The 11,796-nt window shown below is 42.1% G+C and carries 13 protein-coding genes; 9 read left to right on the plus strand and 4 right to left on the minus strand.

Going from position 1 to position 11,796, the window contains the following annotated elements; genetic code table 11:
* Positions 1–9: 9 nt before the first annotated feature.
* Positions 10–396 (minus strand): cytochrome c, encoded by a 387-nt coding sequence (locus AB4585_RS11735; protein WP_372169887.1) that lies wholly within the window; start codon positions 394–396, stop codon positions 10–12.
* A gap of 462 nt (positions 397–858) precedes the next feature.
* On the opposite strand from AB4585_RS11735, the gene AB4585_RS11740 reads away from it, so the two are divergent.
* Positions 859–1,314: a hypothetical protein gene (locus AB4585_RS11740; RefSeq protein WP_017069847.1), complete on the plus strand. Its 456-nt coding sequence runs from the start codon at positions 859–861 to the stop codon at positions 1,312–1,314.
* A gap of 9 nt (positions 1,315–1,323) precedes the next feature.
* The gene (locus AB4585_RS11745; protein ID WP_017060027.1) at positions 1,324–2,349 is read left to right on the plus strand and encodes a GGDEF domain-containing protein; all 1,026 of its coding nucleotides are present in this window, start codon (positions 1,324–1,326) and stop codon (positions 2,347–2,349) included.
* Positions 2,350–2,573: 224 nt separating this feature from the next.
* On the opposite strand, the gene AB4585_RS11750 is transcribed toward AB4585_RS11745, so the two are convergent.
* Both AB4585_RS11750 and AB4585_RS11755 read right to left on the minus strand, forming a co-directional pair.
* A complete protein-coding gene (locus tag AB4585_RS11750; protein ID WP_372169890.1) occupies positions 2,574–5,006 on the minus strand; it encodes a putative bifunctional diguanylate cyclase/phosphodiesterase in 2,433 nt (810 codons plus the stop codon).
* 3 nt (positions 5,007–5,009) lie between these two features.
* Complete coding sequence (locus tag AB4585_RS11755) at positions 5,010–6,041, minus strand: extracellular solute-binding protein (protein WP_102449420.1); 1,032 nt, start codon at positions 6,039–6,041, stop codon at positions 5,010–5,012.
* Positions 6,042–6,628: 587 nt separating this feature from the next.
* Between AB4585_RS11755 and AB4585_RS11760 the strand changes: the two genes are divergently transcribed.
* The 6 genes from AB4585_RS11760 to AB4585_RS11785 all read left to right on the plus strand — a co-directional run bounded on the left by AB4585_RS11760 (position 6,629) and on the right by AB4585_RS11785 (position 9,864).
* Positions 6,629–7,429 (plus strand): PhzF family phenazine biosynthesis protein, encoded by an 801-nt coding sequence (locus AB4585_RS11760; protein ID WP_372169894.1) that lies wholly within the window; start codon positions 6,629–6,631, stop codon positions 7,427–7,429.
* Positions 7,430–7,552: 123 nt separating this feature from the next.
* A complete protein-coding gene (locus AB4585_RS11765; protein WP_017069852.1) occupies positions 7,553–8,056 on the plus strand; it encodes a YgjV family protein in 504 nt (167 codons plus the stop codon).
* Between the two features lie 61 nt (positions 8,057–8,117).
* A complete protein-coding gene (locus AB4585_RS11770; protein ID WP_017060022.1) occupies positions 8,118–8,432 on the plus strand; it encodes a cupin domain-containing protein in 315 nt (104 codons plus the stop codon).
* 98 nt (positions 8,433–8,530) lie between these two features.
* Positions 8,531–9,013, plus strand: a complete 483-nt coding sequence (locus tag AB4585_RS11775; RefSeq protein WP_136982122.1) for a GNAT family N-acetyltransferase — start codon at positions 8,531–8,533, stop codon at positions 9,011–9,013.
* 165 nt (positions 9,014–9,178) lie between these two features.
* Positions 9,179–9,436, plus strand: coding sequence for a hypothetical protein (locus tag AB4585_RS11780; RefSeq protein WP_017060020.1), 258 nt, complete (start codon positions 9,179–9,181; stop codon positions 9,434–9,436).
* Positions 9,437–9,567: 131 nt separating this feature from the next.
* Complete coding sequence (locus AB4585_RS11785) at positions 9,568–9,864, plus strand: hypothetical protein (protein WP_017064710.1); 297 nt, start codon at positions 9,568–9,570, stop codon at positions 9,862–9,864.
* A 127-nt stretch (positions 9,865–9,991) separates the two neighbouring features.
* Here the strand turns inward: AB4585_RS11785 and AB4585_RS11790 are convergent, their stop codons facing one another.
* Positions 9,992–10,489 carry a fasciclin domain-containing protein gene (locus AB4585_RS11790; protein WP_017064709.1) on the minus strand — a complete coding sequence of 166 codons (498 nt, stop codon included), beginning with the start codon at positions 10,487–10,489 and terminating at the stop codon, positions 9,992–9,994.
* 221 nt (positions 10,490–10,710) lie between these two features.
* Between AB4585_RS11790 and AB4585_RS11795 the strand changes: the two genes are divergently transcribed.
* Positions 10,711–11,694, plus strand: coding sequence for a DUF2860 family protein (locus AB4585_RS11795; protein WP_102332872.1), 984 nt, complete (start codon positions 10,711–10,713; stop codon positions 11,692–11,694).
* The last annotated feature ends 102 nt before the right edge of the window (positions 11,695–11,796 follow it).

The following is an 11,796-nucleotide window of genomic DNA, read 5'->3' on the forward strand; positions in this document are numbered from 1 at the left end:
CTAAAGCTTTTATTCGCTGACTGAATTTGATTCGTTGAGTGAGTTTGAATCGTTGCCGAGCATTGAATAGAAATAGGAAATATCGCGGATGTCTTGGTCTGAAAGGGTGTCGGCTTGTTGTTGCATGAGAATTGCCAAACCACTGGTTCTTTCCCTTGTCTGATAGTCTTTTAACGAGGAGATGAGATATCCCACCTTTTGACCGCGAAGGTTCGGGTAGGGGTCTTGCGTTGAGATGCCGTCAACGCCATGGCAGGTCATGCACACCTTTGCTTTCTGCTTACCTAACTCGAATTGTTCTTGATTAACGTCAGCAGAAACAGGAAACATGACAAACGTCATTACTAGGGTTGAAAGTGTCGTCATGGGGTTAAATTTTTTTTTATTCAAACTCATTCTCGATTCCCTTGATTATGAAATGAGTAAGCTTTTTAAGAGCGACACACGATACCTGCTGGTGGAATAGAAGTGACAGATATTAGAAAAATAGGCTCTCAAAGCTGCTTACGTTCGATTAAAGGTTATGCAGCATCCAGCATTCTCGCTACTGACTTGCTCATATTTATTGTTAATTTTGTTGTTTCATACGTATTCATAGGGCTTATTGGTTTACTTACGCAGAGTAAAATACGAGTTTTTGTTACTAGACGGTTGAGAAGGAATACGTCAAGCGGGTAGGGAGTGCTGAACGAGAGCGGTGATGGAAGAGACAGAGAAACGGCGAAGTTATTGAAAAACAGCGAGGTGTAGGGGCATTAGGGATAAAGCGATACCAATCAATCTGAGTGGTATCGGTACAAGTTAAATGGTCAATTTATACTAGACTCAAATTAGTGACCTTTTTAAATGGAGTTTAGAATGAGAACTGTATTCTTGTTGATGCTTTGGCTTTGCTCGTTTTCGATTTTTGCAGCCTCAGAGTTAACGGTTTTCGACCACTCCGGGCAAAAGCATGGTTTTAGTAGAGAGCAACTCCTGTCACTTCCTCAAAAAGAAATTACTACCACCTTGCCTTGGGTCGAGGGTCTGACCGTTTATAGTGGTGTGACGTTACAAACGGTGCTTGAAAATATGGATCTACCGATATCATCACAAGTCACTTTCGTAGCATTGAATGACTATAAAATTGCGGTGCCCAAAGAAGATTTTGATACCTATGAACCCATCATTGCGATTAAAAAGAATGGGGAGTTTATGTCTGTGAGAGAGAAAGGCCCGTTTTGGTTGATTTACCCAATCTCTGCGAACCCTGAAACCAATACCCCTGATTTCCATGCCAAGATGATTTGGCAGATTCGTGATATTCACCTGTAGAGGCTAATTATGAAGAAGCTGTTGTCTATGGCCGCAATCAAAGTCGTTGTTTTGTCTTTGGCCGTGGTTGTTCTATCCGTCAATATCTACAGTGTCACTCGAATTAATGACATCAACAAGAGCTTTTCTAACCGCCAAAATGAGGCCACTTGGTTTGTTTTTCAATTGGTAAAGGAATACGCGAATTTCTTGATGGTGAGCCGTTCGGATAATCTCAATTACGACGATTTGTGGTTAGCCTATGATATTACGTGGAGCCGCTTTGATATTCTGATCAACAGTACCGAATCTTCTAACTTCATTAAATCTGCCAACTTCAAACCTTATTTCACCGGAGAGTTTGAGAAATTTAAGTCGCTAGAATCCTCAATTAAGTTGGTGAATCAAGGCGCTTTGCCTAAGGAATCACTGCAGAAGAAAATTGATATTTGTTACAACACGCTGGTCGAATTTATTAACGAAAAGTTTCGACTTCAAAGCCCGGTTATTGAAGAAAACACCACAATGGTCGACAAGTTGGTGATGATGCATCAGATAAGCAGCGTATTTCTGGTGTTGCTACTGCTTGTGACAGGAGCGATTTTTTACGTCGACTTTGCAATCAAACGAAAACTTCATTCTACCGACTTCATTACTGGCTTTCGCAATCGAGTCTCGCTCATGCAGTTTGTTAAGAACAGCTATCCAACAAACGGTAATTTCGACCTTTACTTTGTAAGAATCAGAAACCTTAGTGAGATAAACCAAAAGTATGGACTTGAATATGGAGACTTGGTGGTGAGTTCAGCTGCTAAGTCCCTGACGGCAAAGGTACCGGAAAGTACTATCTCGTTTCGTAGTAGTGGCAGTCAGTTTCTATTCTTCATTCCTGAGCAATTGTACACAAGTGATGAGATACAGGAAAAATTCAATGACGTGCTTAAGGATTATATCTCTGCGGGGAATTTAGAATTGATGATTGACGCTGTAGTCAGGCATAAGAAGAACATCAGCTCTAAAGATATGATGGAGCTACTAACGACAATGCAGAGTTAATCCCCGCATCAGCGATAAGTTAGATCATTAGGTTTTGTTGACTGTACGCTCACCATTTTCCCGCTTCACTATCATGGCTTTTGCCATTCTTTATTTGCCTCCTCATTCAATGTGCAGCCAATAGAGAGCTCCTGCTCTGATGAAGATAGTTCTACTACTAGTTATAGCTATAGTGGCTTTCCGCGCTTGAATAGGAAGAGAGGCTTTGAGGTTTAGGTTTAAGGTTACTGCTTTTGAGTGAGTGCAACGATTCGCTCGTTAGATCTCGAACTGCTAACAGACTGCGGGTTTAAAATTGCTTGCGGGTTATGGTTTCGAACAAACTCGATGAATTCCAGATAAGTGAGTGGCTGACTGAAGAAGTAGCCTTGTATTAGGTCACAGTTGGCTTTTCTGAGGTAATGATACTGTTCTATCGACTCAACACCTTCTCCGACGACTAGCGTGTCACAAGAGTGGCCTAAGTTAACCATAGATTCGACCATCTTGCGGTCGGCTTTGTCGTCTACCATGTTATCGATAAAGCTCTTATCAATTTTTAGCTCATCCACAGGGTAGTGGAGTAGCTGGTTGAAGGCTGTGTATCCAGTACCAAAGTCATCAAGTGAAACCTTTAAGCCTAGGCTTCTGATTCTCTCGATAGTCTGTACCGTAAGCTTGGTACTTTTTACGTAACTGGTCTCAGTTATCTCAATAATAATGTTGCCAGGAGGTACTTGGTATCGTTCGAGAACCTTACGAATATTGTCGGCAAAATTGCGGTTGTATAGCTCCATTGCTGAAATGTTAATGGATAAGGTACCTTTGTACTTGTGGATTTCTGAGAGCTCTTTATAGCTCTTGATAGCGGTGCTGATAACCCACATATCGAGTTTGGATATGAGGTTGCTCTTCTCTGCTGCAGGTACGAATTCGTCTGGCCCCGCGTTTATGTCAAATAAAGCAGGGCAACGAATCAAACACTCAGCGCCATCTACCTGAAGTGTTTTAGCGTTGAAAATAGGCATAAAGCGAAGTTCAAAGTTATCACTTTCACAGCACTCTAAAAGCCTTTTTTCTATAATGTCGTGTCTCTCTAACGTGTGTAATAACTCCTCGCCATAAACAATACGGCTTTCTCCATCATTGTGAGATTTTGCACGGAGCAGCATCTCATCAATACATCGGTGCCAAATTTCTTCAAACTTTGGTGTGTCGAGCGGGAAAACACCTGTTGCGAGTGATAACCTAAATCCATAGTAATCAAGGAACGTAGTGCTAGTCAGCGTATTATTGATGTTCTCTATTTCTTCGTTTATCACTTGGCTTTTATCCATTTCTAAAATGGCGATAAACTGATTCCCCCCAAGCCTTGCTATGGAGTAGTCATTGCAACTGAAACCGGAAGATGACTGTTGGTTTTGTAGCGTTTCTCTAAGCACTCTAGTTAAGCTTATTAGTACATTATCACCAACTTTTGCACCGTAGAGATCGTTGATTTTACGGAAGTCGATGATGTCCCAACAAACCACATAGCAGTGTGGGTTCATTGAACTCTTGAGGCGTACATCAAGGTGTCGGATGAATGAGCGTCGATTGGCTAGCTTGGTGAGTTGGTCGAATTCGGCTTCGAACTTCAATTCTGTTAATGAGTCAATGTAAGCGTTCTTTAAACCATCAATTTCACTTTGCCCCGATGAACGCTTGAAATACCTAAGCTTGAGCCCGCCGATCGATATCTCTTGCAGTAAGTCTTTAAGCGGGCGCACAAGTTGGTAACGCACCACTAAATGCACGATCAACATGATCGTAAAGAGAGTGCCAAAGCCACCTAACAAGGTTTGTTTAGCGATGATGGCTTTCTCATGGTTGAACTTTTGTTCTCGAATATTTACTTGCGCGATGAGATTTCGGCTGGTCATCTGCACATTGATATTATCTTGGGTTTGCTCAATTGATTTGATAACGAATTGGGTATTTTCGATGTTGGCAGCGTCAGAGGATGGCTCGATTAAGAACTGAATATTGTCATCGTCATTGTATTTGATTAATAAGCTAGAGAGTTGTATCAGAGGTCCGTCAGCAATCAAGATGTAGCGATTTAAACTGTTACTTGCACGTTTATCTTGAGGAAGGAGGTAAGGGTCAATTGCCGCAACATACGAATATCTGAGCTCGCCACTAATCGAGATATAAGAGAAGCCTTCGTAGGAGAGTTCCTTCTTGCTGATTAACGAGGTGTATATGTCGAAGACTCTTTCATAAATCTTGTCAGGGATTTTTAGCCCCTCGAAAGGATCGGCTCTGAGAGTCGAAAGCGTTAATTTGAACTTAGGGTCCACGATATAAACATTGCGTTGCCCAAATTGATTGACGTGATTCTGGCTTAATACACGGAGTACTCGTTTTTCCAATAGCGATAGAGTCGTGTAGTCGCTTGGGTTTTGAATATAGCGAAGAAACTGCAACGAAGAACCGATATCTTTAACTAGTAAGGACAAGCCGAGCTGCTCGTATTCCGCCGCGACTAAAGCGGTGTTCACATCAGATTGCACCTTGTCCAAATACATGTGCTTAGCATGATTTGATGCGAAGTTGTACGTCACGATTCCTGCTATCAGGAACACAAATGTCAGCGTTGGTAAAAGTACAAAATAGAGCTTCTTCAATACTGGCATGAGTTATCTCAAACTGTCGACAATACGATTGCGAATTTGAATGCTATTGGGTTCGAGTTGCTGATACAGATAGCTGCGTTCTAAGACCTCTTTGCTAGGGAAAAGCTCCGGGTTATTTTGGTACTCTTGTGTCGTTAAGGCTTTTGCTTTTGAGCTTGGAGTTGCAAACCATGAATCCATTGCGTTTTGAGCTGCGATCTCGGGTTGCGATAAGAAGGAGAGAGTCGTGGTTGCCTGTGGAGATAGCTCTCCGTTGTTAATTGCAGCCATACACTCTAACCATAAGGTTGTTCCTTCTAGAGGCACTGTGTAGGCCCAAGATGCCTCAGGTTCGGCATCATTAAGCACATAGCTGTCACCAGAGTATCCGTAGGCGAGGTCGATATTGGCTAGGCGCTCAAGCTGGTGGATGTGGTCGATGACATACTCATTGCTTTCAAGATGTGGCTTCTGCAGTTGTAGCGTTTTGTAAGCAACACGAAGTTCTTGTTCATTGTTAGTAAATGGGTCAAATTGATTGACCAATAACGCAGTACTTACCAAGTCGGTGGGGTCGTAGTACATACTTATACGGCCACTGACTTTGGAGTCGGGCTCAAGAATGGCCATCCAAGATTCTGGGGCGGAGATTTTATCACTGCGATATAGGATACCGGATGTTCCCCAAGCGTAAGGAATACCATATTCACCGCATCCATCCGCCCACCTGGGATCAAAATTGCTTTCAATGGATTGTTGTAAGTCACTTAGGTTATGGAACAGGTTTTGCTTGGCTAATGCCTTAAGTTTTACGCTTTCGACGATGACCAGTTCAAAAGCGCCTCGACGTTCGCTTAATAGAACCTCATCCCTTATTGACTCATCAGAGAAGAATTGTTGCTTTAGTGAGATGCCGTAGGTATCACTCAACTGGGTAACGACGCTGTCAGATAAAAATTCATCCCAATTGTAGAGATAAATATCATGCTGCTGGCCAAATACAGGGCTAGCCAAAAAGGATGTTGACGCAAGTATTGATACGCAAAACGCTTTCACTGACGGATTCCCTTTCGTACGTGATAACTAAATCGTAGCCCAAAATCTGCGACATGATTCAAATTTAGGCACTTAATTTAACTTCAACTTCAACTTCAACTTCATGCATTTCATGCAAATAGCAACTTGCTACTCCTACTTGATACCGAACCTTTATCGTGTGAGGCAAGGATGACTCCGTCGTATCGTATTCAACACAAGTACGTATTCCAGTTTATTGTCCGTGAATGGATTATTTAAATTAATATTCATCATAATATCCATTCTTACAAGTTATTATGCAAATATTAAGCATTAAATAATGATGCGGTGATTACCTTTTTCGGGTTTTCGCTCGCATTAATCGTCGTTATTCCTTTGTTTTGCCATCGCGATTTACTCTTATGTTCAATGTTCTTTTATCCCTAAAAACACTTCTATAACGTTTTGTTTATCATTTGTTTCGTTTCTCAATAAGTATCGATAAAGTTGTTGCTAAAGACTTGTAGCACAAGGTGATTGTGCTTATTGTGGGCAGCAATATCTAGGTTATGTCCCAACGAGCCATGATTGCCGGTTTGGGAAATGTTGTGCATTTAGGAGCCATTGTGGATTTAGAGATATATCAAGTAGATTCGTTTACAACTCAAGCGTTTAAAGGGAACCCTGCCGGGGTCTGTATCTCCAAAGAGCCGTTGGATGAGTCGTTAATGTTTTCAATCGCTGAAGAGATGGCGGTATCTGAAACGGCTTTTCTCGCGCTTAACACTATGGCGCTTAAATGGTTCACTCCCGAAGTCGAAGTGAAGCTGTGTGGACATGGCACACTGGCAACGGTTCATGTGATGAAAGAACAAGGACTGCTTGAGACAGGTGATAAGATCGTGTTTAACACCTTATCTGGGGAATTATCTGCCGCCGTTTGTGAATCGTCTATCGAGCTTGATTTTCCTAGTACACAGCTATCATTGCGTTCTGAACCCAACCTCACGCTGCTTGAACACCTAGGTTTAGATCCGCATCAAGTAGTTTCATTCAGAGAATTTGACTCTAAGCAGTTAATCGAAGTTTCCAACGAACAAGTGTTATTGGAGCTTTCACCAAACTTTGATGCGTTAAAAGGTATTCAAGGGCGAGGTGTAGTGGTGACAGCATTGGCAGCAAATACGGAACTTGATTTTGTTTCTCGCTACTTTGCACCTTGGGTTGGGGTTAATGAAGATCCTGTGACTGGCTCGGCACATTGCGCATTGACGCAACACTGGGCAGAAAAGCTCAACAAAAGCAGTTTCAGTGCTTATCAGGCGTCTCGTCGTGGTGGCTATATGTCGACTGAATTATTGGCTAATGGGCGAATAAAGTTAATCGGCTCTGCGACCACTGTGATTAGTGGTGTGTTGAAGCTTTAGATTTTTATAGAAGCTTTAGAGCGCTGTTTGCTCTGTTTTGTTGTAACCGCCTAGTATGTTTTATTCGATTATTCACCGTGAAAGAAGCGGCTAGGGCGGAATGTTATTATTGAAGGAATCACCGTGTCTGCCTTTTATCTTTCCCAAGTATTAGTCGCGATAGCCATTTGTTTTGATCTTCTGTCATTCCAATTCAAGGAAAGGAAGAAAATCGTCACTTGTCTGTTCTTTGCTGGCGTTCTTATTTCGAGTCACTTTATCCTTCTTGAACAGTGGACAGCGGCAAGCTTAATGACGATTGCCACGATTCGTTATTTGACGAGCGTCTTTTCTACCTCGTCTAAGTTTAAATATTTGTTCTGCTCGATGTCGGTGGTCGCAACCGCTGTGACTTATTCGGGGCTGACCAGCATATTGAGTTGCTTTGCCTCCGTATTTCAGACCTTTGCTGCCTTCAATAAAGATGACCGTCGATTAAGAGAATTGATGATCATCGGAACCAGCTTTTGGTTGGTTCACAATTATTTAGTTGGTTCGCCAACAGCGGTTGTTATGGAGGCGCTGTTTATCTGCAGTAACTTGGTGGGCTATTACCGTTTTTACTTCAGAAAGAGTGCCACTGCTTAGGTTTACAACTGAAGCTAAGGCCCAAATTATTAATCAATTCAATACTAGCTAGGAGAGCTTGATGCCAAACATTTACAATGATGTTCCTTCATCAATACCCAATGAAATATTCAATGACCTGATTGCCAACGACAGTGTTCGAATTGAAAGAATATTGTCGCATGGACACAGCTCCCCGGAAGAGGGTTGGTATGATCAAGATGAGAATGAATGGGTGATGGTGATAGAAGGTCAAGGCGTCATCGAGTTTGAAGATGGACGCGTTGTTACCTTGTCTAAAGGGGATTACACCAATATTGCTGCGAGAGAAAAGCACAAGGTTATTGGCACAGATAAAGATACGGTGACGATCTGGCTCGCTGTGTTTTATCGTTGATATCTTGCTCTAAAGCTGAGGCTGTTAGGTTATAAAGCTTGCTGATTCAGCTGTTTATTTGCACCTCAGAAAGGACTTAAGATAAAAAGGAGTATGTTGTGGTTAGAATTCGAAACTATCAAGCGAGTGATGACAAAGCACTGTGGGAGATCTTCTTTCATACCGTACGTAACGTGAATGTTCGAGATTATTCTCAACAGCAAGTCGAAGCTTGGGCACCCAGTAGCTTTGACTTTGCGTTATGGCAAAAGCGTATGAATGGGTTACAACCCTTTGTGGCTGAACTCGATGGTTGCGTAGTTGGCTATACTGACCTGCAACCAAGTGGCTTGATTGATCACTTTTTCTGTCACCACGAATATCAAGGGAAGGGGGTAGGGAAAGCGTTGATGGAACATGTTTTCACTGTGGGTCGAGTTCGTGGTATATCGAGATATTTCTCTGAAGTAAGTATTACCGCAAGGCCTTTCTATGAGCATCTTGGTTTTAAGGTGGTGAATGAACAGGAAGTCGAAATGCGTGGTGTAAAGCTGACCAATTACGTGATGGAAAAGATAGTTGAAGATGGACAAGGCAGCTGAATAGGCGGACTCGTGTTCTTAGGGATACAGAAACCGAGTTTGAAATATTAAAAAACCTTTTTAAGGATAACTTTTCCTGATCTATTGATATTGTCGATGAGTTCAAATTGTGTGCAAGATAATTTGTCTAATCTAAACATTGAATGAATACAAGGAGTGTTGTTCATGAGTCATGTGAGTAGATCTAAACTATATACATTGGTGTCGATGTTGTCCTTCGCTGTTGGCGTTCTTGCCTTAGATGCTGGGGTGTCGGGGCTATTTCCTCTCTTTGTTGTCGTCATCTCATTCTTTTCATTTGTCATCAACTCGTTTCTTTGTTTGTTCGGAGGTAAACGCGAAGATGGCTTTGATGCCTATCAAAAAGCAAATCAGACTCGGTCGCGAGCACTGGTCAAAGGCTTAGAAGACTCGAACAAATAAACCTATGCCTTCAGACGAACGGTAATCTCATTTTTGACACAGTGTTCACCTGCTTTTTGTTCTCTTATTCAAGAAAAATCATCTCTTTAGAGATAATATTCACTTCAACTAATATCAGTGAAGGAAGTAAAGTGGGTATTGAAGCTTTAGCGTTTGTGATGGACGCATTAATCACCGCATGTTGTATGTACATCGCCTCTAAAATGTCTTTCGTGGTCGCAGATTTTAAATCCCTTCTTACTATTGCTGTTATCGTTGCTCTGGTGTCATTGATTCCAACAGTAGGTTGGGTGTTAGGGTTGATTCTGTTTGTGTTCCTACTCGGGAAAGCGACGCACTCTAGTATTGGTGACTGCATCTGGGTAGTGGTCTTCACGAAGGTGGTATCGATGGCGGCCTTTCTGATATTCGGGCGCTTGTTTATGTAATCCGGGTTCTTGCTTATATAAAGGCAGGTTCGGCTAGTTTGATACCGATCTTAACTTGGTATTTAAACGTCAAAAGGGTGTGAGCCTGTCACACCCTCTAAGAACCTCTGATTTGTGTTCATCTTTATTATTTAGGCAGTAATACAGCATCAATCACATGGATAACACCATTGCTTGCTTCAACATCTGCCATCACGACCTGCGCTTTGTTGACCATCACGTTGCCGTGATCAATTCCTACCATTACCGCTTCGCCTTGCACTGTTACGGCACTATCAAGTTTCATCACTTCAGACGCCATTATTTTCCCTGGCACCACATGATAGGTCAGTACTGCAATCAGCTTGTCTTTGTTTTCTGGCTTCAACAGCATATCAACCGTTCCTTCTGGTAGCGCAGCGAACGCTTCATCCGTTGGCGCAAACACTGTGAAGGGACCGTCACCTTTCAATGTTTCAACTAAGCCTGCCGCTTTTACCGCTGCTACCAAGGTGTTGAAAGAGCCGTTTTCAGCCGCCACGTCAACGATATCTTTCTTCATTCCGTGGTGATCAGCGTGAGCAAAAGCCGTAAAAAGAAGCGTCGCAACTAGCACTGACATGGTTTTGATTAATTTATTAAACATATTGTCTTCCTTTGAGTTTTGTCCGTTATTTTCGAGAGGTATTACGAAAGCCCAATCGTGATAGATCAATTTGTTGTGTCTTTGAGTGAATGGTTAGCGATATCGACAGCGTCAAGCGAATAAACTTATATTGTTAAATGCTTGTTATAATTCCATTTTGATGCTTATAGTTATTTGATGCTTATAGTTATTTGGTGATTATTCAAGTAATGGATGTGAATATGAGGTTTGTTTTACCAGTAGTCTTTTCTGCATTGGCTTCAATGCCTGCATACAGTGGCCTTGCTCCAAGTGAAGGCTTCAGCGGTAACTTCAGTGTATTGGCCGGTTTCTACTCTGACAGTAGTAATTTGAGTACTGAACAAGATTCGAATCAAGCCACCAACACCCAGGAAGGGGAGAGTGAAAACCAAGGGCTACTCGGCTTTTTGGGTACTGTTCAATATACTTTTGGCGAATCGCTGACTCACCAAGTGTATGCGGGTACGACACGAGAGGATATTGCAACAGGTACCATTGCGTTTGAGATCGGTTATCGATATCAACTTTCTGGTGGCACCATATTGGATTTTTCTGTTATTCCTACGCTTATCTCGGGTAAGGCTTGGACGGATCCGTATGCTGTTGGCGTTAATCGAAATGAAACGGATGTGAAAGGTAATGTAGGACGACTGCAGCTCACTAATATCGGTGGAACTGGTTTTCGAACGGATCTCGCATTTGGGCAATCAGATGTTGATGAAGAGCTATCTGGTAGCCAAGGCTTATCTCCGGAAGATACTGTGCTGCTGGATAGGGAAAGAACCTATGTGTACGCCAAAGCAGGATACCGCTTTATCTTACCAAACCACGCAGGTCTATTTGTTCCTTCAATGGTGTATTTCCACTCAGACGCAGAAGGAGGAGCACTCAGCTTCGATAGTTATGGTATTGAATTAAACTACGCGAAGAGAATCGGTCGTCATGGTTTTGTTGTCACCCTAGATGCAAGTGATCGTGAATATGATGAGTCGAATCCAATTTACGGGCAAGTACGTGAAGAGAATGAATTCGGTGCATTCTTAGCTTATGAGTTTGGTGGTTTGATGGGCTATAAAGATTGGGCGTTCATTACTTTACTGGGTTTAAGAAGCATAGATTCTAATATCGATTTCTATAACTCCGAGCAAGTATTAGCGAGTGTGGGTGTGGATTATAAATTCTGATATTCACACTATTTTAAAAATACTCATCAAAGCAGAAGTTTAAGTTCAGTCTTACTATTTGTTTAATTATTTCGGGCACTTACACCTTTAAAGGTTGTAGGT

The organism is Vibrio sp. 10N.222.49.C9, assembly GCF_041474985.1.
Taxonomy (GTDB): Bacteria; Pseudomonadota; Gammaproteobacteria; order Enterobacterales; family Vibrionaceae; genus Vibrio; species Vibrio crassostreae_C.